The following is a 24,194-nucleotide window of genomic DNA, read 5'->3' as shown; positions in this document are numbered from 1 at the left end:
AAGCTTCAGAGAAATCTGAAGCTTTTTTTAAAAACCTACTCCACCCAAATGGTTTTAATATTCACAAATTCTTTGATTCCATAACCAGACAATTCCCTTCCGAAACCACTATTTTTTATTCCTCCGAAAGGCAATCTAGGGTCTGAAACCACTAATTTATTTACAAAACTACTTCCGGCTTCCAATTGCAAAGCCAATTGTTCTCCTTTTGCAACATCGGAAGTGAACACACCCGAGCCCAAACCAAACTCACTTTTATTGGCAAGTTCTATTGCGTGTTTTTCGTTTTCGGCTTTACAAATTGCTGCCACAGGACCAAAAAGTTCCTGATCAAAAGCAACCATTCCGGGGTTCACATCGGCTAAAATAGTAGCGGGATAGTAAGCACCATCTTGTTGAGGAATCACCCCTCCTAAAAGCAATCGAGCACCTTCTTTAACTGATTTTTCAACTTGATCATGTAGTTCATCGCGTAAATCAATTCGGGCTAACGGACCATAAAAAGTGGTTTCCTCTAAAGGATTACCCATTTTGGCTGCTGCCATTTTCTGAGTTAACATAGCTATAAAATCATTATAAATCGGCTCGACCACCACAAAACGTTTGGCGGCAATGCAGGTTTGTCCGTTATTTTGCAATCGACCAAAAACAGCTAAATCAGTTGCTTTTTCCAAATCAGCATCGCCTAAAATGACATAGGCATCACTTCCACCCAATTCTAAAACTGCCTTCTTTAAATTTTTTCCTGCAACAGAAGCTACAGAACGACCTGCTTTTTCGCTTCCGGTAAGCGTAACGGCTACAATTTTATCCTGCTCAATTAAAGTTTCAATAGCACTTGAATCTACATTCAAATTCGTAAAAGTAGCTTTGGGAAAACCCGCTTTTTCAAAAGCTTCTTGAATTAAAAAAGCACAGCCCTGAACATTGGATGCGTGTTTAAGCACGGCCACGTTCCCTGCCATAAGTGCCGGCGCCGCAAAACGAATGACTTGATAAAAGGGAAAGTTCCACGGCATAATAGCCAAGACTACACCCATTGGCTGAAAAGTTACGTAACTCTTTTTTGCTTCGGTTGCTACATTTTCATTTTGTAATAAATGGGCGCCATTATCGGCATAATACCTACAAACTAAGGCGCATTTTTCAATTTCTTTTCGCGCCTGCCCGATGGTTTTTCCCATTTCTTGCGTCGCCATTTGAGCATATTTTTCCAAGTCGGTTTCTAAAACTTCCGCTAGTTGGTTTAATAAAAAAGCGCGTTCTTGAAACGTAGTTTGTTTCCAATTCAAAAAACATTCGTGCGCTTGATTTATAAAAGTAGTTGCCTCTTGGACTGAAATTCGTTTGTATTGTCCTATTTCTTTCCCGTTAGCGGGATTTATACTGGTTGTAATATCCATAATATATTTGTTACGATTTAATGATTACTGTTATAAAAAAACAACTCTTTTAAAATTACAACATTTTTAAGAATAAAAAAAAGCCGCTCAAACGAACGGCTCTTTGGAATTTTATAATTTATGCTCTAAACAAAGCATGTTTTTGAAAGTTAAACAGTACCAAATCGTAAGGCACTAATTTAGGTTCTATGGTTTCGGAAGAAGCATCAAATTGAATACCATTGTATTTTCTGAAAAGATAAATTTCTTTTAAACAGTTGGATAAACTTTGATGAATTTCGGATGTTTTAGTTGGTAATTTTTTATCTCCCACATACAATTCCACTTGATAATTGGAACTTGATCTGGATAAATTATTTCCGATAATTTTTAATGTAAATGTAGTAGATTGACCAAATTGACTTCCTTTATAATGAATGATCATAACTCAAAAATTAAATTAAACATAGGTTTGCTAAATAAAAATTACTGTGGTTGTCCTTACTAGTAATTTACTACAAAAATATGATATTCTAATTATACAATCGTTAAAATAAGAATAATTTACTGATAAGCTTTCAAAATAAACAAACTGTAATATTTTAACATTAAAGACAAGTTTAATTTTTAGAAACAAACAGATCGTGTGGAGGTAGGTTTACATCTAATAATATAAACGCACCTTTTTCATCCAACATGGTCATATTCAGCGCATCCAAGGCAACCAAATTTTTAGACACTTTACCACTAAATCGATTATAGGATAAATTCATCTCTTTCAAATGTGACATTTTTTCGAGTTCAGCCGGAATGCTCCCTGACATTTTATTATCAAACAAACTCAAATTTTCAAGATCGCTCATGTTTTTTATGGAAGGTTGCAATTTTCCTGAAAGTTTATTGCTATTAAGAAGGACCACTTTTAAAGTCTTAATTGTGTAAAATGAGGCTGGCAACTCGCCTTCTATTTCATTATCGAACAAAGAGAGCACTTCTAATTCTTCTAAAAGTCCAAGATTAGCAGGTAATGCCCCCGAAATATGATTGACAAAAAGAGATAAATCTTTTAAATGATGCAAATGACAAACCGCTTCGGGCAAAGGACCTGAAATTTTATTATATGAAATATCCAAAACCTGCAATTGCTGTAAATTCTCGATACTTTGCGGAATCTCGCCTCTTAAATTGTTTTGGTGCAAATCTAAAACTTCCAAATAAACCAAGTCGGCAATTTCTTTCGGAATAGCACCCGATAAATTATTTTCGGCTAAATTAACCGCTACTACTTTACCTTCTTCCACTGTTATGCCGTGCCAGTTTGATACCGATTGGGATAAATCCCATTTATGCGTCCATTTTTCGCCATTTGTAGCGTGATATAATTTCAAAAGAGCTTCTTTTTCTTTATCTGAAATGCTTTCTGCGAAAGAAGAAAAAGAAGAAATAATGGTCAAAAAAAGGGCTGCCATTTTTTTCATAAAAAGGTGGTATTTGTTATTTCGAATGTATTTAATTTAGAAAGAAACACCAAACTTTGACTTCAAAATATTTACCGATTTTTCGACAAAATATTCCCATAAAAAATCATAAAAAAAACAATACTGTTTTTTGTACTTTTACAACACTAACTTAAAAACCACGATCATGATAACCAACCCATTAGCATTCCCAGTATCTGCATTTTTTGTTTTAATTATCGGTTTTATATGGTACAACCCAAAAGTATTCGGAACCATTTGGATGAAAGAAAACGGTTTTACCACCGAAGAACTTAGAAAAGGTAACATGCTCAAAATATTTGGCTTTACGTATCTTTTTGCTTTAATGATAACCGGAACCCTGATGTCGCTTACCATACATCAAACAGGAGCTGTAGGCATGATTGGCGGCGCTACCATGATAGAAACAGCTTAAACCATCCTTTGCTGCTTTTATGACTGATTACGGCGGTGCTTTTAGAACTTTTAAACACGGTGCATTACATGGATTTATAACCGGAATTTTTTTCGCACTTCCCATCATTGGCATTAATGGCTTATTTGAAAGAAAATCATGGAAATATATTTTTATTCATGCCGGATTTTGGACTGTAACCTTAACTGTTGTGGGTGCTATCTTGTGCGGTTGGGCTTAACCAAATTAAATCGACCTAAACTTCATTGAATGTTTAACATTTTAATGGCATAACCGAACTACAAGATTTATTTACATTTGAGAAAAATAAAAATTGAATCTGAATTTTACTTTCAAAATTTTCACGAAAACAAGAGAATTACCATCCGATTGGGATATAATTGCATCTGAAAATATTTTTTTAAGCACACGGTATTTGGCTGTTTTAGAAGAATCTGCGCCGCTAAATATGCGCTGTTTTTTTATTGGAATATTCGAAAAATCGGAACTTATCGGCTGTGCTATTTCGCAATTTTTAGATTCGGATTTACTGGATTCTTATGGCGAAAGAGACAAATGCCTTAAAACTTCGGTTCGAAATATCGCCTTTAAAAATTTTGCTTCTCGTGTTCTTTTTTTGGGAAACAATATGTTAACTGGACAAAATGCTTTTCTTTTTAAAAAAAACACCGATTTAAAAAACGGATTATCAGCTCTAAATACGGCTTTAACCGAAATCAAAAAAAACCTCAAAAAAGAAGGGAAAAAAGTCCATATTACAACTATAAAAGATTTTAATTCAGAAGAAATAAGTAACATACATACTAAATTCCCCTTGGCTTTTGTTTTTTCAACGCAGCCCAATATGGTTTTCAATATAGAAAACAACTGGAAATCGGAAGTAGATTATGTAGCCGATTTGAATAAAAAATACCGTGATCAATACAAAAGAGCGCGCAAAAAAGCGACTGATTTAACTAAAAAAAAATGCACACTCAATGACATTATTACTTTAGAAGACACAATTTATGAACTGTATTATCACGTTGCTAAAAATGCACCTTTTAACACCTTTTTTTTAGCAAAAAATCATTTTAGCGTTTTAAAGAAACATTTGAAGGATGACTTTTTATTTTATGGCTATTTCTATAACGATAAATTAATTGGTTTTAATACATTGATTAAAAACGGAAGTGCTATTGATACGTATTTTTTAGGTTACGACGAAACACTACAAAAAGAAAAAATGTTGTATTTAAACATGTTGTACGACATGATTGCTTATTCCATAAAAAAGCAATTCAGTCAAATTATTTTTGCAAGAACGGCATTGGAAATCAAAAGTTCGGTAGGTGCAAAACCGGTGGCAATGTTTGGATTAATCAGTCACAAAAGCCGACTCATTCAGGTTAATATGCCTAAATTATTTCGCTATTTCGAACCCAAAACCGATTGGAAAGAACGAAATCCATTTAAATAAATTACGGAATTACTACTTTTAAATGCTGTTTTAAGACACTTATATCCAATTTCGTTTGTTTACCACAATATTCGCCGTCAATTTGAAAACTTACTGGTTTCTCTAGTTCAATTTTAGCTTTGTGCGTAGATACTATTACCACATCTTCGGTATTAATCGGAATGTTGCCGTTTAAAATTTTACCCAAAACAACTAAATCCAGATTTTTCAATATCACCAATTCAAATTTTCCATCATTCATCACACCCAATGGATTAATTGTAACACCCGTACCGTATTTTTGAGAATTTGCAATAACAATCATTCGGGCTTCAATTTCAAAATTCAACTCCTCGGTTATTATTTTAGCCGAAAAAGGCAACTCCGATTCTTTTAAAGTAGTATACGCTTGTGCAGCGTAACCCCAAAAACCTCGTAGATTATTGGCCTCGTAGTTCTTTATCAAATCGGCATTTAATCCCAAGTCACTTAAATGCAAACTACGCTTCCCATTAATACAAATCATGTCCATATCCATATGGTCATTATGAAAAGCAATACTTAAATTTTCTTCGATACTTTTAGGTAAATTTAAATCGGTTGCCAATCCGTTGGCGGATCCTGCGGGTAAAATTCCGAGGGAAAGAGACAAATCTTCAATAGCTTCGGCCACCATTTTAATAGTTCCATCCCCTCCCGCAACCAAAATCCGATTCAAGGGCACCGATTCGCAAATGGTTAAAATTTGCTTTTGATCATCCTCTCCCGTTGTTTCGTAAACAATAATACCAATGTCCCAATTAGACGCGTAATTTTGAACCAAATCAATTAGTTCCGTTTTATCAACATCGCCCGAAATTGGGTTTACAACAAATAGGATATTCTTTTTCAAAATTTTATCTTTACTTTAAACAAGGTAATTCGCTTAAGAATTTTATTAAATATACAAAATCTATGATTCCAATTGTAAAATTATATCGCGGTTATGCAAATGAAAACGAGTTAATTGTTATGGGTCATGTTTTTAGGCCTAATTCTAAAACCGATTATAATTTTGAAAAGAAAAGTTTAAAAAATGCCCGTTCGATAATTGCACTATATAAAATTAAAACCATTGCAAATTATGATGTGTATTTGCATTTTAATAATCAAAAAATTCACACCAAAACCTTAGATGATGGCTATTTTAAATTTTGTATTCCGCTCGATGCTCCTCATACATTTGGATGGCAAAATTACCTAGTAAGTCACGAATACGACGGAGAAACCATTGTATTGAAAGAAACGTTCATTCGGCCGCACCAAGGTAATTTAGGAATCATTTCGGATATTGATGATACTTTTTTGGTTTCTCACACTCAAAATATCTTCAAGAAATTGTATATTTTATTGTTTAAAAACTTAAATGATCGCAAAATTTTTGAAAATGTTGTTCTACATTATCAAGCGCTGAGTACAGCCAATCGGAACAACAAAAGTGAACAGAATGCTTTTTTTTACATTTCGAGTAGCGAATGGAATTTGTATCAATTTATTGTACGGTTTACCAAACTCCATGAGTTACCCAGAGCTGTGGTCTTATTAAAAAACATTAAAACAGGGTTCTTTGATTTTTTTAAAAGCGGAAGAGGCAGCCATCATCATAAATTTGAAAAAATAAAGCATGTTTTAGAATTTTATCCCAATTTGAAGTATGTTTTATTGGGAGATGATTCGCAACAAGATCCTTATTTATACGAACATATATGCAAAATTTTCCCAATTACGGTAAAAGCAGTTTACATTCGGCAAACCGGAAAATCAAAAAAAACAAAAGTGTCGGCCGTTTTGGATAATTTAACCAGTTTAGAAGTGGAAGTATGTTATTTTAAAGACAGTAACGAAGCCATTGCACACTCAAAAAAAATTGGTTTGATATAAAAAAAGTTTCAAAATTTTACTTCATTTTGAAACTTTTCCTAGTAGTCTTTTTATTATTTCAGTGCGTCAATTTCTTCCTGAACAATTTCCCAATCCAATAACAATTGATCTAAATCGGACTTCTTTTTGGTATAAGCCGTAAAAAAAGAGGCGTCTTCTATGTGTTTATCATAATTAGATGTCAACATTTTATCATCATGCTGAATCGCTTTTTCGAGTTCTTTAATTTGACTTTCAATTTTACTCAATCGATTATGCAAACTTTTCGTTTTCTTTTGATCTTCGTACGATAATTTAGTATTGTTTTCTTTCGGCTGATTCGTTTTAACAACATCTTTTTTCTCCACTTCTCGCATATTTTCTAAATTACGCTGCTCTAAGAAAAAATTTATATCGCCTAAATATTCTTTGATTTTTTGATCTTTAAACTCGTACACTATATTTGACATTCCTTGAAGAAAATCACGATCATGAGAAACCAACAACAAGGTACCTGCAAATTTTTGCAAAGCTGCTTTTAAAACATTTTTCGATTTAATGTCCAAGTGATTCGTAGGCTCATCCATCAACAATACATTGATGGGTTGCAACAAAAGTTTACAAAGAGCCAAACGGTTTCGTTCTCCACCCGAGAGTACTTTTACTTTTTTCTCTACATCATCGCCACGAAATAAAAAAGCCCCCAACATATCGCGCACTTTTGACCGATTGGTATCAGTAGCGGCATCTTCCATGGTTTGTAATAATGTTTTTTCACCATCTAAATATTCTGCTTGGTTTTGCGCAAAATATCCCAATTGTACATTATGTCCTAATTTAATTGTCCCGTCGTACTCAAATTCATTTACAATAGCTTTGATAAAAGTCGATTTACCTTGTCCGTTTTGCCCAACAAAAGCGATTTTACTTCCGCGTTCAACCAACAAATCAATATCTTTTAAAATAACTTTATCACCGTATGCTTTTGTAACGTTTTCTGCCTCCACAACTACTTTACCCGGTTCTTTAGAAACTGGAAACGAAATACTCATCACCGAATTATCGTCTTCATCGACTTCAATTCGTTCGACTTTATCTAATTTTTTTATTAACGATTGTGCCATCGAAGCTTTAGAAGCTTTGGCTCTAAACTTTTCAATTAACTTTTCTGTTTCTTCGATTTTTTTAGCCTGATTTTTTTGAGTAGCCAATTGCTTTTCTCGAATTTCATGACGTAGCTCTAAATACTCCGAATAGGGTTTATTAAAATCATACGCTTTTCCTAATGAAATTTCGATGGTACGATTGGTAACATTATCCAAAAACATTTTATCGTGCGAAACAATCACCACGACGCCAGGGTAATTTCGCAAGAAGTTTTCTAACCAAATGATACTTTCTATATCCAAGTGATTGGTGGGCTCATCCAATAGCAATACATCATTGTTTTGTAAAAGCAATTTGGCCAATTCAATACGCATTCGCCAACCACCCGAAAATGTTTCGGTTTGGTTGTTAAAAACCTCTCTTTTAAATCCAAGTCCCAATAAAATTTTTTCGGTATCTCCAACATAATTATAACCACCTAATAAATCGAATCGATGGGTATAATCAGATAAATCTTCAATAATTTTACTGTATTCTTCGCTTTCATAATCAGTCCTAGAAACTAATTGATGGTTAATTTCTTCTAACTTTTTTTCTACAATTTTAATTTCGGTAAAAGCTTCGTAGGCTTCTTCTAAAACGGTTCTTCCGTGTTCAAAATCGATGTCCTGACGTAAAAATCCCATCCGAATGTCCTTCTCTTGCGAAATGACTCCCGAATCTGGTGCAAAATCCCGAGCCAACATTTTAAGCATGGTCGATTTACCCGCACCATTTTTCCCTACAAGACCCACTCGATCTCCAGCTCCTAAACGGAATGTAACTTCTTCAAATAAATAAGTTCCTCCAAAAGAAACGGATAAATTGTGTATATTAAGCATAATTATGATAGATATAACATAGGCTAAGCTCAAAAAAAGCTACCTTTGATAAAATTTTTGCAAATGTTAAAAAAAGGATCCAAACTAAATAGCATTTTAACAGGAACTTGTCCAAAATGCCAAAATGAGAGTATGTACACCCAAAAAAATCCATACTATTTAGGTAAAATTCTTGATATGAACGAGAAATGTTCACATTGTGGATTAAGGTACCAGTTAGAACCTTCCTTTTTTTATGGTGCCATGTATGTAAGTTATGCTTTAAATGTAGCCGTGGGGGTTGCAGCTTTTATCATTGCTTATGTTTTTATGCAAGCTAGTTTAAAAATCGCATTTATCGCTATTATTGCCGCTACAATTGTTTTGCAACCAGTGGTATTGCGTTTGGCTCGAAACATTTACATTAACATGTTTGTTAGCTACGAAAAAAGCACCACATCATAAAAACTATTAAGATCGCTTTTTGTAAATTCTTTTAATATCGATAGTTGCATCGAGTGGCATTTTATTTTCAATATAATCGTATAACATTTTGGCCATTGAGGGCGCTAGCATTACTCCACGAGTTCCTAGTCCATTTAAGAGATGCATGTTTGCATGAATAGGATGAGTCCCTAAAAGTGGTCTTCTATCTTTAACAGTAGGCCTCACTCCTGCAAAATGTGCTATAATTTCAAAGTCACAATTCAATATTTCTTGAATACGCTCAATTAACTCCTTTTTACCTTCTTCTGTAGGTAAGTCGGTTTTGTCCTTCCAATTATAAGTAGCACCCACTTTAAATAAATCGTTACCCATAGGCAAAATAAAGACGCTCGTATTCACAATTACATCTAAATCAAGTGTTGGAGCTTTTATAACAAAAAGCTCTCCTTTGGTTCCATCTAAAGGTAAATCCTGAAAAAAAGGATTATGCATCATTCCAAAACCCTCAGCAAAAATGATATTTTTAGCTTTAAAATTTTTATAAGTCAAGCCATGATCGTCAAAAAACAATTCGTTGTAATCAAATTTTTCTTCGATTAAGAACTGATTGTTTTTTAAATAGTTCCTATAAGCGTTTAAAAAGGAGGCAGTGTCTACATAGCCTGTTTGCAAAACTTCGCCATAATCAAAGGGAGACTCTATACCTTTATATTTTTTTGCAATTAATTTAGTAGATAAAAAAGGATTAAGTCCAATTTTATCAGAAGCAACAAACCAATTGTTTTGCTCTTCTATAGAAAAAAACTTCCTTAAAATAGGCCGTTTAAAGTTAAATTTTGATAGTAGTTTAGCTTCGACAGATTCATAAAACGAGTTCATGACTTCTAATTGTTCGGCAGCTTGCCATACTTCGCTGAATCGCTTTAAAATAACCGGATTGTACAAACCACCAGCAATTCTGGAAGAATTTTGCGAATGATTATCAAAAACCACAAAAGTTTTCTGATGCTTTAATGCTTCTTCAGCAAAAGCAATTCCAGCCAAACCCGAACCGACAATTATATAATCTATCATTTTGCAAAAATAAGGATATAAAAAAAACTCTTATCTATGAAGATAAGAGTTTTTAAAAGTTTAAATAATGTGAATTAATAATTCCACATATCCGATTCGAAATTTCTAATTTTTTCTTTGATACGCTCAGCCTCTAACAATTGATTTTGTGCATTATCTTGCATGTATTCTTTAATTTCTCTATCACCGTATACATTTTCTTCTTTGTAAATCACACTATTAAAGCGTCGTGAATTTAAGATTTGATCAAAAGAAATAGGCAATGCTGAGTTTTTGTCATTGAATGATTTTGCCTTATGCAATACTTCTCTCGCATCTGGGAAGAAAATCCAAAACATTTCAACATAATCTTTTTCATCACTATTGATCGTATATACGTCTGGTGCTACCGGACAAATCCCAAGCAAACGATATTTCAATTCACTCTGACGTTTATCAAAATACCAATATCCTTTGATTTTATACTGAACTACATCTTGTGCCGTAATATCTGTACGCAAAACATACTCATCAGATAATTTTGTACCGGCGTTAATTTGCTCTCTACCAGCATCTGTAGTATCAATACGAGATAAAGAAGCCTGAATATCGTTAAGCGATTTTTTAGTATTGAAATAACTATCAGTATATACTTCGGTTATCTCACCATTTCTAATAGCTTTCGACAACACATCGTATAATGAACGTCTATCCGATCCGATATTAGCTGTATCTACAGGGAAGTATAACGGGAAATTGATTCTCTCATTCAAATCAATAATTTCCCAAACCGTTTTCCCCATTAAAACATCTCTGTCGTGTACATAACCGTATGCAAGAGGTTTGTCATTGTCAGAATCCAATTGAGCTGGTGTTTTTAAACCGATTTCACTTGGAGTTTTTGCATTAAGCAAATTAGACTGAGCAAAAGAAGTATAGGTTCCTGCAACAGTTAATACAGCCATTAAAAAATTTCTCACTTTCATCATGATATCATTATAAGATGTTGATGTAGATTAACTACAATATTATTGAATTTCAAAAATAACCGGTGCAGTTCTTGGCAATAAATAACTACCAGCACCAACTAACTTCGTTTTAATTTCAGAAATTGTTACCTGATCACCTCTACCTGCTTTGGCTAAAACAGATTTACATTGCGCATTTAACTTATTACCACTAACAACTACCGTAGGTTGACCAGCAATTTTAAAGTTAAATCCAACAACATCTAAACCAACTTCAAAATCGAAGTCAAGTAATTTAGCACCCACAGTAGCAATCTCAAGATTTGATTTAGGTCCTTTAACCACACCCATTTCTCCTCTAATAGTACCTGTTGGACCAGGAATACCTTTGATACGGAATGTTTTTCTATCGGTAACCACTTTACCATCTGACATTTTACCCGAAACATTGATAACAACTTCTGTTCCGCTACCCGGATTCATGTTATATTTTCCGTTACCCGCTTTTGATAATCCTGGAGCCGAAGCCGACACGTTATTATCTGGAATTCCAGCAAAAGAAATTGTCATTGGATTTACAACACCTCTATAAACTACATTCATTTTATCTGCAGAAATAGTTGCTGAATTTGGTCTTGGAACTACTGTATACGTACTTTCAAAATCAACGGGTACTTCTTTACCTTCTTCTGTAAAGATAAATTTACCTTTTAATGGATTTTGGCCTAAAGCACCAGCATTAAAATCTAAAACAACTCCTCCTTGTTTGAAACTTGAAGGATTCATTTGCGCACCGTTTAAAATTACACTTTTAGGTTTTGTATTTTCATCCACACGACCTAAAACGATTTTACCTGTTACTTTTTCTCCAGGGAAAAAAGCTGTTTTATCCAAAACAACTAAGGCTTTATAGTTTGTAAAAGACAATTGACTTGCTTGCTCACCTGTCAACATGGTAGACAATACTTCCGAATTGATATTTTTCACATCTGCTTGAAGTTGAGTCAATTTTGTTAAAGAAGCTACTAAAGGAAAGCCTTTATAGTGATACTCTAACCAAGGCAATTTAACTCCTTCTCTGTTTGTTACATCTTCAGTAGAAAAAACACTGTTTACTTTAGAAGCTACTGAAGGAACCAATTTGGCAACTTCATCTCTGTAATGATTAATTTTATTTACAAATTCTTGTCCTTCTGGAGAGATTTTGTCATTTTTAAAGAACTTACTATCTAAAAAGTCAGCTTTATCCATGATTTCATAATCCTTAGGATCCGTAAGATTAGCTGTCATTTCAGATTTTAAATTGTCGATATACGAATTTAAATCTTCAACCAAAATTTTTACTTTATCTGCCTTTGCTTTTAAATCTGCATATTGAGCGGGTTGTTCTTGAGCCAACTGACCCAATTTATTCATAAAAGCTTCATTACGTAAAGTTGTACTCGAATTTGTTACTTCCAATTTTTCGTTCATCAAACCAAAGGCTGATAAAACTTCTTTGGACATATTCATTGCTAACATTGCGATGAAAACCAAGTACATCAGGTTAATCATCTTCTGTCTAGGGGTTAATTTTCCTCCTGCCATATTTTCTAATAATTAGTTATTTTGTAAAAATTGTATAGTTTAAAACAACTAATTATCCTTTGTTACCCATTGCAGAAAGCATTCCGCCATATACATTATTTAATGATGCAATATTTGCTGTCATAGATTGCATTTGCTCTTTTAATTTGCTAGCATTATCAGCAATTTCTCTATTAGCTTCAGCATTTCTAGACGCACTTTCTAATTGTACTTTATATAAACTGTTTAATGACTCCATTTGAGCAGCTGCCAAAGACATTTCTTCCGCATATTTCTTTTGTCCTGCCATAGCATCTACAGTTGGAGAAATAGATTTTGCAGCACCTTCGAAGTTTTTAATACTGTTACCTAAGCTTGCCATCAATTCTCCATCAATTTTGGCATCTTTAAGCATGGCATCTAATTTTTGTGATAACAAACCTTGAGCATCAGCAGGAGTTTCAACTACTTTTTTAACACGCTCTTTTTTCTCACCGTTTGCAAGTTCTGGATAAACCAAAGTCCAATCGTATTCGTCATCAACAGGCTCAAAAGCCGATAATGCAAAAATCAAAGCTTCGGTTACTAATCCAATAGAAAGCATCAAAGTTCCAGTTAATGGTCCAATTTCAAAATGCGTAATTTTGAATAAAGCTCCAATAATTACAACTGCCGCTCCCATACCATAAGCGAAATTCATTGCTCTTTTACTTAATAATGCCATAATTTTTAAAATTTAAAAGTTTTTAATAGATTAATTTAGATTGGGTTTTGTTTTTTATGTTTGTTTTTATGAATTATTTTTTTGTTCCTGTAACTTGAGTTCCCATGTAATCTTGAACAGTTCTAAAACCAATGAAACTTCTAGCAGAATCTGCATACTCAAAGTCTCTTGTACTTACTTGTAAGAAATAGGCAACATCTTTCCAAGAACCTCCTCTTACTACTTTACGTTTATTAGAAGCATCCAATACGTTTGGATTCATTGTCGATACATATTCGTAAGCATTTGGATTGTAAGCCGAATCAGTCCATTCTGCTACATTACCTGCCATATTGTATAAATTGTATCCGTTTGGATCATATGATTTGGCTTCAACAGTATACAACGCTTCATCAGCAGCATAATCTCCTCTGTTAGGTTTGAAGTTTGCCATAAAACAACCTCTATCACTTTTAACATAAGGACCTCCCCAAGGATAAGTAGCCGACTCTAAACCTCCTCTTGCAGCATACTCCCACTCTGCCTCAGTCGGCAAACGGAATGAGTTTACTAAATCACGACCTTTCTTTTTAGATTTAACCCAAGTGTTTTTTTGCAAAGTTCTCCAAGCACAAAAAGCTTTTGCTTGTTTCCAAGTAACCCCCACAACCGGATAATCACCATACGCTTTATGCCAGAAATAATCATTATGCATTGGCTCGTTATAAGAATACGTAAAGTCTTTAATCCACACTGTAGTATCAGGATACACTTTAATTTCTTCCGTTTTCACGAAGTCCTTTCTTTTACCCACTTTGGCTTTTGCCGCAGCCTGAATATCCATCCATGAATACCTAAATTTCAACTTATTTACATCAATTGTACGAAGCCCATTATAAGACTCTTCAATTGGCAAATACATAGAATCCATTACCTCTGTATAGTATTCATCTGGATACTGTTGTGTATCCTTAATAAGCTTTACTTTGCGATTCAGTTTTCTTCCCGCATAAGGATCATCAGCTGTTCCTATACTATAATAGTTGTCATACATATATTTATCATAGGCAGACATTTTTTCTGGCTCCGAATCATTAAAGGCAAAATCACCAATACTTCCTGCATTTTTACCTTTACCGGCATTAGCTCCAGGTTTTTGACCAGTTGCATCAGCCAAAATTGCCAATCGTACTCGCATTACAGAATCCTTAACCCATTCTACAAATTGACGATATTCACTATTTGTAATCTCAGTTTCATCCATATAAAAAGAACGAACAGTAACGGTTCTTGTTGGCGCATCCTCTACTTCTGCTAAATCATCGTCTGGCTTACCCATTATAAAAGATCCACCTGGCACAAGAGTCATTCCGTAAGGTTTTTCAGGATACCATTTCCCTCCCTTTACACCGACCAATTCTCCTTTATCACTTGATCTACCACAGCTAGTTAACAAGGTCACAATTGCCGCAAATGCAATAAACTTCTTCATATAAATTTGGATTATCTATTCATTATTTTAGTTCGTAAACGTATTTATTATTTTTATAAAAAACAATAGCTTTTCTTAAAATTTCTTTGGAAGTCCAAAAATAAAGTTAAAAAAAATAAAAAAAAAATATTTACTCGATAAAGTGTTTAAAAAATCAGATGTAAAACGTTAAATTTTAAGAAACACTTTAAAAACTTGTTAAATTTTATAAGAATTTCCTACAAAATCAAAGATTTACTATACGATATTTTTCCTTTGTGCCTTCCACCATCTTTCTGGCATTTCTTGATTACATGCTGCCAAATATTCATCGTAAGAACACGGTAATAACGTATTTCTTTTTAGTTTATTATGATTAGAAGAAATAAAAGGAATTTCGATCCACCAACGCTCTGTTTTGTTGCTTTTATAAAAAACAAGCTCATCTCCATCTAACAAAACGGTATATTTAAGATAATTTTCACGACTGCCGAATGGGTATTCTTTAGAACGATAATGATAACCTTCTATGAAATACCAAATAATTTGAGCAATCAAACCCGATTCAGCATGGGTATTTTGGTGGTTGAATATTCCGAAAGAAGTAACTTTATCACTTATGCCCGCGTATCGTGCAAGCGCACAAATTTCGCGACCATCAAAACCATTAGGTTCAAAGGCTGTCCAATTAGCAGAAGTAGCCGACTGAACCGAATTCAAATCAATACTCACCAAATCAGCATCGCGAAAAACAGGTTCTGCCAAAGCAATATTATTGGCAATTTCGCCTAATCGATAAGCATCAAAAAATAATTTCTCGATTAAATCAATTTCTTCTTGCGGATTGTAATACGTTTGATAACCGATGTTCGAAAAATTAAACAAATTATTAGGCTGATCGATAATTATTTTCGACAAGTACGAATTAGCCATCATCGTATCAGTATCTTTTCCGAAATCAAATTTACTATCAACTGCGACTAAATTGACCATTTGTTCTAGGTTGTCATACGCACGATATAATACGTAGGTCAAATCTTGAGAACCACCAATAACAATTGGAATGATATTATTTTTTATCAAATCGGCTACAACAGTTTTCACCGCAAAATAAGTATCCGTTAAGGTATTACCTGGTAACACATCCCCTAAATCGGCAATGGAAGCAACCCAATTACCTGGAAACATACTGTATAATTTAGTTCTAACCGAAGTTAAATCGACTATCGTTTCATCTAAATTACCGCGATTATCTAAAACTCCGATAATAGCAATGTCGATTTTGGTTTTCTCTGGAAATTGATCTTCTGTATGAAAAACAATTTTACTCCCCAATTCTTGAGAAGACAACGAGTTTATAAAAGTTATGAAGTCGGCCTCAAGGGGTTTTAAAAAATCAAATTCCATTGGTAACTATTATTTCTTTTTAGTTGTTTTTTTGGTAGCTGTTTTAGTAGTCGTTTTTTTAGCTGCTGTTTTCTTGGCAGGTGTTTTTTGAGCGATCATCTCTTTAACCTGATCTAAGGTTAATTTAGAAGCATCAATATCTTTACTCAATTCTATTTTGATTTTGCCTTTTGTAATTACTGAACGCCCCCAACGCGCCTTCTCAACCAGAATACCTTCTTCTTCCCAATTGTGAATTACTTTATCGATATTTTTTTGCAATTTATCTTCAATCAAAAACTCAATATCCGCCTTAGATAAATTATCAAAATCAAACTTTTTAGAGACATTAATAAAAATGCCGTTCCACTTTAAAAATGGCCCAAAACGCCCTACTCCTTTTTGCACCGGCTCTCCTTTATATGTAGCAATTGGCGCATCGGCTAAAGCCTTTTCATCAATTAATTCATGCGCTCTTTCTTTAGAAACTCCTAAAGGATCTTCGCCTTTTGGCAAGGAAATAAAAACACTTCCGTGTCGCACATAAGGACCAAAACGACCATTATTTACCTCTACTTCTTCCCCTTTATATTCCCCTAAAGATTTAGGCAACAAAAACAAATTCAGTGCTTCTTCTAGTGTGATGTTTCCGATATTCTGATCGGTCATTAAACTTGCGAATTTTTTATCCTCATCATCCGCTTCACCAATTTGAGCCATCGGGCCAAATTTACCCAAACGAACCGAAACTTGTTTACCAGTAGCTGGATCAACACCTAATATACGCTCACCGCTTTCACGCTCTGCATTTGCCTCCACATCTTTTACATTGGGATGAAACTTGTCGTAAAATTCCTTCATCATATAAGCCCAATCAATATTTCCTTCGGCTATTTCATCAAAATCTTGTTCAACCTTTGCTGTAAAGTTATAATCTAAAATAGTTTCGAAATTCTTCACCAAAAAGTCGGTTACAATAGTTCCAATATCCGTTGGCACTAATTTCCCTTTATCCGAACCTGTATTTTCTTTAAGTGTTTTTTCTACTAGTTTATCATTTTGAAAAGTCAATTGTGTATAATCACGTTCTTGACCTTCTAAAGTTCCTTTTTCAACATAATTTCTGTTGATAATAGTAGAAATGGTTGGCGCATAAGTTGAAGGACGACCAATACCCAATTCTTCTAATTTTTTAACCAAAGAAGCTTCCGTATATCTTGCAGGCGGTCTTGAATAACGTTCGGTTGCCGTAATATAATTGTTTTGCAACTTTTCATTTAATTTCATCGCAGGCAACATTCCTTCTTGCTCTTCTTCGTCGTCATCGTGACCTTCTAAATATACTTTCAAAAAGCCTTCAAAAAGCAATACTTCACCAGTGGCTGCAAATAATTCAGAATGTTTATCAGCTTCAATTTTCACATTGGTACGTTCCAATTTGGCATCACTCATTTGAGAAGCAAGCGTTCTTTTCCAAATTAAATCGTACAAACGAGCTTGGTCGCGGTCAATATTAACCGTATGGCGTGACATATCTGTTGGCCTAATAGCCTCGTGAGCTTCTTGAGCTCCTTTATTTTTATTTGAAAAAACCCTCGGTTTAGCATATTCTTTTCCGTAGGATTTTATAATTTCCGCTTCGGCAGCATCCATGGCTTCTTTAGAAAGATTGACGCTGTCGGTTCTCATATAGGTAATCAACCCTGCTTCGTACAAACGTTGCGCCAATTGCATCGTAATTCCAACAGGCAAGTATAATTTACGGGCCGCTTCTTGTTGTAAAGTGGAAGTAGTAAAAGGTGCTGTTGGCGATTTTTTTGTTGGTTTGGTTTCTAAATCAGCAACTTTAAAACGAGCACCTTTATTTTGATTTAAGAAATTTTCGGCTTCTTCTTTTGTATTGAAATTCTTAGGCAGTTTTGCTTTGAAAGTTTTGCCATCTTCATTTTTAAATTCGGCTGAAACCGAATAAGTTGCCACTGCATTAAAATCTTGAATTTCGCGTTCGCGCTCTACAATTAATCGAACAGAAACCGATTGCACACGACCCGCAGAAAGTCCTCCTTTAATTTTTCGCCATAACACCGGAGATAATTCGTAACCAACCAATCGATCCAAAACCCTACGTGCTTGCTGCGCATTCACTAAATTATAATCAATTTCTCGGGGATTATCAATGGCTTTTAAAATAGCCGATTTGGTAATTTCGTGAAAAACAATTCGTTTCGTTTTTTTAGAATCTAATTTTAATTCTTCCGCCAAGTGCCAAGAAATAGCCTCTCCCTCGCGATCCTCATCACTTGCTAACCAAACCATTTCGGCATTTTTAGATAAGGTTTTCAGCTTGCTGACTAAAGCTTTTTTATCGGGCGAAACTTGGTATTTAGGTTTAAAATCATTTGCTACATCTACTCCAATTTCTTTGGAAGGCAAATCGGCTATATGCCCATAACTCGACTCCACTTGAAAATCACTTCCTAAAAACTTCTCTATTGTTTTCGCTTTTGCAGGCGACTCCACTATTACTAAATTCTTTGCCATTGCTCTATTTTTCTAGGACAAAAGTAGAAGTTTTTTTTAAATATAAAGGTTTAAGATTTCTATTTTGAAAGAATTTACGTTTTACTAAAGCCGTTTAACACTACTTAACTTTACTGAAAAGTCATTTCGTACCGAAAGTTTCTTTTCTTAATTTTTGCATTTCAAAAAAAGCAAATTGCTTATTACATTTCTATTAGTATTCACCGAATTGTTCCTAATCAAATAATTTATCAAAAGGAAAACTCACTTTTTATACCTTAATAATTAAGAATGTAAAACATTGTTAATTCTTACACTGCCATCTTGTCAGAAACCATCAAATATTTGTACATTTGCAAACTTAGTTAAAAACGCATTTTGAAAGTGCCTTATGGAAAAAACGATTGACGAAACAAAACAAGGCGAGAGTCTGGTTTTAGAGCATAAACCCGAAAACAACAAAAAACTTTTTATTGAAAGCTATGGCTGCGCTATGAACTTTTCAGACAGCGAAGTCGTGGCTTCTATATTATCAAATCAAGGATATAATACTACCACTATTTTAGAAGAAGCCGACTTGGTTTTGGTAAATACCTGTTCGATTCGCGATAAAGCAGAACAAACGGTTCGCAAACGTCTGGAAAAATACAATGCCGTAAAAAGACAAAAAAACCCTAAAATGAAAGTAGGCGTTTTGGGTTGCATGGCCGAACGTTTAAAAAGTCAATTTTTAGAACAAGAAAAAATTGTCGATTTAGTAGTGGGACCAGATGCGTACAAAGATTTACCTAATTTATTAGCCGAAGTCGAAGAAGGTCGGGAAGCGATTAATGTAATTCTCTCCAAAGAAGAAACCTACGGAGACATTTCGCCTGTGCGATTAATGAGCAACGGAATTACAGCCTTTGTATCCATAACTAGAGGTTGCGATAATATGTGTACGTTTTGCGTTGTTCCGTTTACACGCGGACGCGAAAGAAGCCGTGAACCCAATAGCATTTTAGATGAAATTAAAGATTTAGAAAGCAAAGGTTTTAAAGAAGTGACACTCTTAGGCCAAAATGTAGACAGCTATTTGTGGTATGGTGGCGGATTGAAAAAGGATTACGTCAATGCTTCTGAAATGCAAAAAGCAACCGCAGTAAATTTTGACCAATTATTAGAAATGGTGGCGGTCACTTTTCCTAAAATGCGCATTCGATTTTCTACATCTAACCCGCAAGACATGCACGAAAGCGTGTTGCATATTATTGCCAAACATGCTAATATTTGCAACCACATCCATTTACCGGTACAATCGGGTAGCGACCGAATTTTGGCTGCTATGAATCGATTGCATACTAGAGCGGAATATATGGAATTGATTAAAAACATCCGAAGAATATTGCCAGATGCTGCCATAACACAAGACATGATAACCGGTTTCCCTACCGAAACAGAACAAGATCATCAAGACACTTTGGATTTAATGGAATATGTAAAATACAATTTTGGTTATATGTATTCGTATTCGGAACGTCCGGGAACTTTAGCCGGCAGAAAAATGGAAGATGATGTTCCAGAAACTACAAAAGCCCGACGTTTACAAGAAATTGTCGATTTACAACAAAAACATTCCTTAATTCGCACCCAAGAGTTTGTTAACCAAACCGTAGAAGTACTCATTGAAAAAGTTTCGAAAAAATCACATCAAGAGTTTTCAGGACGAAATTCGCAAAACATCACGGTGGTTTTTCCGAAAGAAAATTATAAAATTGGCGATTTTGTAAATGTAAAAATCACCTCTTGCACCAGCGCAACTCTACGAGGCGAAGCCGTTGGCTATTCGGATATGAATTAAAAACATCATTTCAAATAAATGCTTTCAAATTTTAGGCTATCTTTAATTTGAAAACTCAAAACCAATTCTTTTACAGATACATGGAAACAGTACAAGCAATAAAACAACGATTTGAAATAATTGGTAACGACCCAAAACTGAATCGCGCCATCGAAAAAGCGATACAAGTTGCACCAACTGATATTTCGGTAATGGTTACCGGAGAAAGCGGTGTTGGCAAAGAAAGTATTCCGAAAATAATTCATTCGCTTTCCCATCGAAAACACGGAAAATATATTGCCGTAAACTGCGGTGCCATTCCCGAAGGAACAATAGACAGTGAATTATTCGGACATGAAAAAGGCGCTTTTACCGGAGCCACCAGTACCCGCGAAGGTTATTTTGAAGTGGCAGATGGCGGAACCATATTTTTAGATGAAGTGGGCGAATTGCCGTTAACCACACAAGTCCGTTTGCTGCGTGTTTTAGAAAATGGCGAATTCATTAAAGTAGGTTCATCGCAAGTACAAAAAACCAATGTCCGAATTGTAGCCGCTACCAATGTTAATTTATTTAATGCTATCGAAAAAGGGAAATTTCGCGAAGATTTGTATTACAGATTGAGTACAGTCGAAATTACACTACCAGCACTTCGTGAGCGTAAAGACGACATCCATTTATTGTTTCGTAAATTTGTTTCTGATTTTGCCCACAAATACAAAATGCCACCTTTAAAACTAGACGAAAGAGCGGTGGATATTTTACAAAAATTCAGGTGGAGCGGAAATGTGCGACAATTGCGAAATGTGGCTGAACAAATTTCGGTTTTGGAAACCAATAGAGATATAACTGCCGAAACACTCTTATCCTATTTACCTTCTGAAGGAAGTAATCTACCTTCTGTGGTTTCCGATGGAAAAAAAGAAAGTGATTTTAGTACCGAACGAGAAATTTTATACAAAGTGCTTTTTGATATGAAAAACGATTTGCACGATTTAAAAAAATTGACTCTAGAATTGATGCAAAACGGAAGTGCAAATGTTAAAGAAAATAACAAACACTTAATTCAGAAAATCTACGGTAATCCCGAAAAAGACAGCGAAATAGCTTTTGAAGAACAACCCCGAACTGCGGTAATTCCGGCACCATCTCATCCGGAAGTGTTTGACCAAAATGACGACGATAATTATTTGTTTGCCGAAACTATTGAGGAAGAAGAAATCTTAAAACTCGAGCAAAAAGAAATCGAAATGATTAAAAAATCACTAGAAAAAAACAAAGGAAAACGAAAAGCTGCTGCTGAAGAACTTGGCATCTCGGAGCGCACTTTGTACCGAAAAATCAAACAATTTGATTTATAAGTTTTATACTTTACAGACAATTAAAAAACAAATACCGATTTAAAAATCATTGGTTTTACACCTCAAAAATGAAATACATACACTACATAACCATCCTTTTTATTACAGTAACTTTTAGCAGTTGTTCTGTTTACAATTTTACGGGAACCGGAAAAATAGATGCTAAAACGTTTCAAGTTGGCTTTTTTCAAAATCAAGCCGATTTAATTGAACCGGGAATCGACAGAACTTTTACATTGGCTTTGCAAGATTTAATACAAAATCAAACCAATTTAAGCTTAGTAAGCAATGGTGGCGATTTAAAATATGAAGGAGAAATAACAAGCTACCGCATAACGCCTATGACTGCAACTGCCGATCAAAAAGCAGCACAAAACAGGTTAACAATTCGGGTAAATGTTCGTTTTACCAACAAAAATAAAGAGACCGACGATTTTGAAAGAACATTTGAGTTTTACTACGATTACCCAGCAAGTACGCAATTGGTAGGTAGTGCTTTAAACACAGCCCTCGATGAAATTTTTGATCGTATCACACAAGACATCTTTAATGAGTCGTTGGCTAAATGGTAATTTTACAACAAAAAAACCTAATTAATAGATAATGAATAGCACTGATTATACGTATTTACTCAACAAACCCGAAACAATCACCGAAAAAAATACGGATGATTTGACTACTGTTTTAAATGAATTCCCGTATTTTCAAAGCGCTAGATCATTGCGCTTAAAAGGTTTATACAACGCCAACAGTTTCAAATACAATTATGCGCTAAAAGTTACCGCAGCACATACGACAGACCGCAGTGTTTTATTCGATTTTATCACATCTACAAATTTTACGACTATCCAAAAAGAGTATTTTGAGAAAAAAGAATTAGCCCTTTTGGATATGGATATTGTAGATATGGAACATGTTGTGGCAGAAAAACCCAATATAACAGAAAACCTTACTACAATTGATCCGTTAGAAAAATCTATTTTAACCTCGATTCAAGTTTCGGATTCAATTGTTTCTGAAAGTAGTAAAACGGTAGAAGAAAATTTAGACTTAGGCAAACCATTGGATTTTTCTTCAAACGAAAAACATTCATTTCAGGAATGGCTACAATTATCGCGCGTGCAACCCATCCAACGAAAAGAAGAAAAGTCAATTCCACTTGCTACCTCAACCAATGAAAACAATACCTCAACCGACTCAATCGATGAGGAAAAGAAAAAAAAGGCTGAACTAATAGATCGTTTCATCGAAAGCAATCCTAAAATAAGTCCGATAAAAGCGTCATCCGCTTCAACAGTTCAAATAGACATTAATAAAGAAGACAATACCTATTTGATGACCGAGACGTTGGCTCGTGTTTATTTGGAACAAAAAAAATACACCAAAGCAATTCAAGCATATGAAATATTAATTTTGAAATATCCAGAAAAAATTAGTTTCTTTGCAGACCGTATTTCGGATATTAAGACATTACAACAAAACAACAATAACAATTAAGCAATGAGCACATTTTCAATTTTTTTAGTATTAATCACAATAGTATGTTTTCTATTGGTAGTAGTAATCATGGTTCAAAACCCAAAAGGAGGCGGATTAGACTCTAATTTAGGTGGTTCGCAAATGATGGGTGGTGTACAAAAAACTACTGATTTTTTAGATAAAAGCACTTGGACATTAGCTACGATTTTGATTTCTTTAATTTTACTATCAAGTTTGGCTTTTACCGGTTCTTTGAGTGATAGCGAATCTAAAATCATTGAAACTCCAGCTGCTTCTTCTGCACCAGCTCCTGCTCCTGCAGCGCCAGTTCAAGAAGCTCCAGCAACTACTCCAGCTAATTAAATTTTATCATACCATACTTAAAATGCCAGCCTGTCAAAGCTGGCATTTTTTATAAGAAATAATGTCAGTTTTCGAGAGCTGGCATAATTTCTGAAAGTAAAAAAGCAGTAATAAAAATTGTTAAACTTTAATAATATAAAATCATGACTTTAAACATTAAACCGCTTTCAGACCGCGTGCTTATTGAACCTGTAGCAGCTGAAACTAAAACTGCGTCAGGGATTTTTATTCCAGATACAGCAAAAGAAAAACCACAAAAAGGAACTGTTGTTGCTGTTGGAAACGGAACCAAAGACCATGCAATGACCGTAAAAGTAGGAGATACTGTTCTCTACGGAAAATATGCTGGTACCGAATTAAAATTAGAAGGAACTGATTATCTTATTATGAGAGAAGATGATATTCTTGCAATTATTTAAAAACGCATTAAGTTTATAGAATTAAGTATTAAGAGAATT

At 34.4% G+C, this 24,194-nt stretch carries 23 protein-coding genes; 11 read left to right on the top strand and 12 right to left on the bottom strand.

Annotated features, from left to right (window positions below):
• Window positions 1-35: 35 nt before the first annotated feature.
• The 3 genes from I5M07_RS11320 to I5M07_RS11310 all read right to left on the bottom strand — a co-directional run bounded on the left by I5M07_RS11320 (window position 36) and on the right by I5M07_RS11310 (window position 2,860).
• Window positions 36-1,403: an NAD-dependent succinate-semialdehyde dehydrogenase gene (locus tag I5M07_RS11320; RefSeq protein ID WP_200106552.1), complete on the bottom strand. Its 1,368-nt coding sequence runs from the start codon at window positions 1,401-1,403 to the stop codon at window positions 36-38.
• 118 nt (window positions 1,404-1,521) lie between these two features.
• On the bottom strand, window positions 1,522-1,827 hold the full coding sequence (locus tag I5M07_RS11315; RefSeq protein ID WP_200106551.1) for a hypothetical protein: 306 nt from the start codon (window positions 1,825-1,827) through the stop codon (window positions 1,522-1,524).
• Between the two features lie 175 nt (window positions 1,828-2,002).
• Window positions 2,003-2,860: a leucine-rich repeat domain-containing protein gene (locus I5M07_RS11310; RefSeq protein WP_200106550.1), complete on the bottom strand. Its 858-nt coding sequence runs from the start codon at window positions 2,858-2,860 to the stop codon at window positions 2,003-2,005.
• 166 nt (window positions 2,861-3,026) lie between these two features.
• Between I5M07_RS11310 and I5M07_RS16075 the strand changes: the two genes are divergently transcribed.
• The 3 genes from I5M07_RS16075 (at window position 3,027) to I5M07_RS11300 (ending at window position 4,755) form a co-directional block, all read left to right on the top strand.
• On the top strand, window positions 3,027-3,296 hold the full coding sequence (locus tag I5M07_RS16075; protein WP_317191326.1) for a DUF1761 domain-containing protein: 270 nt from the start codon (window positions 3,027-3,029) through the stop codon (window positions 3,294-3,296).
• Between the two features lie 19 nt (window positions 3,297-3,315).
• Window positions 3,316-3,516, top strand: a complete 201-nt coding sequence (locus I5M07_RS16070) for a DUF1761 domain-containing protein (RefSeq protein ID WP_317191325.1) — start codon at window positions 3,316-3,318, stop codon at window positions 3,514-3,516.
• A gap of 93 nt (window positions 3,517-3,609) precedes the next feature.
• On the top strand, window positions 3,610-4,755 hold the full coding sequence (locus I5M07_RS11300; RefSeq protein ID WP_200106549.1) for an 8-amino-7-oxononanoate synthase: 1,146 nt from the start codon (window positions 3,610-3,612) through the stop codon (window positions 4,753-4,755).
• Between the two features lies 1 nt (window position 4,756).
• Here the strand turns inward: I5M07_RS11300 and I5M07_RS11295 are convergent, their stop codons facing one another.
• A complete protein-coding gene (locus I5M07_RS11295) occupies window positions 4,757-5,626 on the bottom strand; it encodes a diacylglycerol/lipid kinase family protein (RefSeq protein ID WP_200106548.1) in 870 nt (289 codons plus the stop codon).
• A gap of 62 nt (window positions 5,627-5,688) precedes the next feature.
• Between I5M07_RS11295 and I5M07_RS11290 the strand changes: the two genes are divergently transcribed.
• Window positions 5,689-6,654 (top strand): App1 family protein, encoded by a 966-nt coding sequence (locus I5M07_RS11290; RefSeq protein WP_200106547.1) that lies wholly within the window; start codon window positions 5,689-5,691, stop codon window positions 6,652-6,654.
• Between the two features lie 53 nt (window positions 6,655-6,707).
• Here I5M07_RS11290 and I5M07_RS11285 read toward each other — a convergent pair whose 3' ends face one another.
• Window positions 6,708-8,621: an ABC-F family ATP-binding cassette domain-containing protein gene (locus tag I5M07_RS11285; RefSeq protein WP_200106546.1), complete on the bottom strand. Its 1,914-nt coding sequence runs from the start codon at window positions 8,619-8,621 to the stop codon at window positions 6,708-6,710.
• Between the two features lie 63 nt (window positions 8,622-8,684).
• On the opposite strand from I5M07_RS11285, the gene I5M07_RS11280 reads away from it, so the two are divergent.
• Window positions 8,685-9,065, top strand: a complete 381-nt coding sequence (locus I5M07_RS11280) for a DUF983 domain-containing protein (RefSeq protein WP_200106545.1) — start codon at window positions 8,685-8,687, stop codon at window positions 9,063-9,065.
• A 6-nt stretch (window positions 9,066-9,071) separates the two neighbouring features.
• On the opposite strand, the gene I5M07_RS11275 is transcribed toward I5M07_RS11280, so the two are convergent.
• The 7 genes from I5M07_RS11275 to topA all read right to left on the bottom strand — a co-directional run bounded on the left by I5M07_RS11275 (window position 9,072) and on the right by topA (window position 18,735).
• Complete coding sequence (locus I5M07_RS11275) at window positions 9,072-10,121, bottom strand: NAD(P)/FAD-dependent oxidoreductase (RefSeq protein WP_200106544.1); 1,050 nt, start codon at window positions 10,119-10,121, stop codon at window positions 9,072-9,074.
• 74 nt (window positions 10,122-10,195) lie between these two features.
• Entirely contained in the window at window positions 10,196-11,086 is an 891-nt protein-coding gene (gene porN / locus I5M07_RS11270) for a type IX secretion system ring subunit PorN/GldN (protein ID WP_200106643.1), read from the bottom strand.
• 42 nt (window positions 11,087-11,128) lie between these two features.
• Window positions 11,129-12,655, bottom strand: coding sequence for a type IX secretion system motor protein PorM/GldM (gene porM / locus I5M07_RS11265; RefSeq protein ID WP_200106543.1), 1,527 nt, complete (start codon window positions 12,653-12,655; stop codon window positions 11,129-11,131).
• 52 nt (window positions 12,656-12,707) lie between these two features.
• Window positions 12,708-13,358 carry a type IX secretion system motor protein PorL/GldL gene (gene porL / locus I5M07_RS11260; RefSeq protein ID WP_200106542.1) on the bottom strand — a complete coding sequence of 217 codons (651 nt, stop codon included), beginning with the start codon at window positions 13,356-13,358 and terminating at the stop codon, window positions 12,708-12,710.
• 73 nt (window positions 13,359-13,431) lie between these two features.
• Window positions 13,432-14,829 carry a T9SS ring complex lipoprotein PorK/GldK gene (porK, locus tag I5M07_RS11255; protein ID WP_200106541.1) on the bottom strand — a complete coding sequence of 466 codons (1,398 nt, stop codon included), beginning with the start codon at window positions 14,827-14,829 and terminating at the stop codon, window positions 13,432-13,434.
• 237 nt (window positions 14,830-15,066) lie between these two features.
• The gene (locus tag I5M07_RS11250) at window positions 15,067-16,215 is read right to left on the bottom strand and encodes a formimidoylglutamase (RefSeq protein ID WP_200106540.1); all 1,149 of its coding nucleotides are present in this window, start codon (window positions 16,213-16,215) and stop codon (window positions 15,067-15,069) included.
• Between the two features lie 9 nt (window positions 16,216-16,224).
• A complete protein-coding gene (topA, locus tag I5M07_RS11245) occupies window positions 16,225-18,735 on the bottom strand; it encodes a type I DNA topoisomerase (RefSeq protein ID WP_200106539.1) in 2,511 nt (836 codons plus the stop codon).
• A 370-nt stretch (window positions 18,736-19,105) separates the two neighbouring features.
• On the opposite strand from topA, the gene miaB reads away from it, so the two are divergent.
• The 6 genes from miaB to I5M07_RS11215 all read left to right on the top strand — a co-directional run bounded on the left by miaB (window position 19,106) and on the right by I5M07_RS11215 (window position 24,155).
• Window positions 19,106-20,554 carry a tRNA (N6-isopentenyl adenosine(37)-C2)-methylthiotransferase MiaB gene (gene miaB, locus I5M07_RS11240; RefSeq protein ID WP_200106538.1) on the top strand — a complete coding sequence of 483 codons (1,449 nt, stop codon included), beginning with the start codon at window positions 19,106-19,108 and terminating at the stop codon, window positions 20,552-20,554.
• 80 nt (window positions 20,555-20,634) lie between these two features.
• The gene (locus I5M07_RS11235; RefSeq protein ID WP_200106537.1) at window positions 20,635-21,894 is read left to right on the top strand and encodes a sigma-54 interaction domain-containing protein; all 1,260 of its coding nucleotides are present in this window, start codon (window positions 20,635-20,637) and stop codon (window positions 21,892-21,894) included.
• Between the two features lie 68 nt (window positions 21,895-21,962).
• Window positions 21,963-22,466, top strand: coding sequence for an LptE family protein (locus tag I5M07_RS11230; protein ID WP_200106536.1), 504 nt, complete (start codon window positions 21,963-21,965; stop codon window positions 22,464-22,466).
• 31 nt (window positions 22,467-22,497) lie between these two features.
• Window positions 22,498-23,391, top strand: a complete 894-nt coding sequence (locus I5M07_RS11225) for a tetratricopeptide repeat protein (RefSeq protein WP_200106535.1) — start codon at window positions 22,498-22,500, stop codon at window positions 23,389-23,391.
• Between the two features lie 3 nt (window positions 23,392-23,394).
• Window positions 23,395-23,736 carry a preprotein translocase subunit SecG gene (gene secG / locus I5M07_RS11220; RefSeq protein ID WP_200106534.1) on the top strand — a complete coding sequence of 114 codons (342 nt, stop codon included), beginning with the start codon at window positions 23,395-23,397 and terminating at the stop codon, window positions 23,734-23,736.
• Between the two features lie 143 nt (window positions 23,737-23,879).
• Window positions 23,880-24,155 carry a co-chaperone GroES gene (locus tag I5M07_RS11215; RefSeq protein WP_200106533.1) on the top strand — a complete coding sequence of 92 codons (276 nt, stop codon included), beginning with the start codon at window positions 23,880-23,882 and terminating at the stop codon, window positions 24,153-24,155.
• Window positions 24,156-24,194: the final 39 nt, after the last annotated feature.

The sequence above is a fragment of the Flavobacterium agrisoli genome (assembly GCF_016522065.1).
Taxonomy (GTDB): Bacteria; Bacteroidota; Bacteroidia; order Flavobacteriales; family Flavobacteriaceae; genus Flavobacterium; species Flavobacterium agrisoli.
Note: the sequence above shows the minus strand (reverse complement) of the source record. Positions and strands in the feature narration are given on the sequence as shown.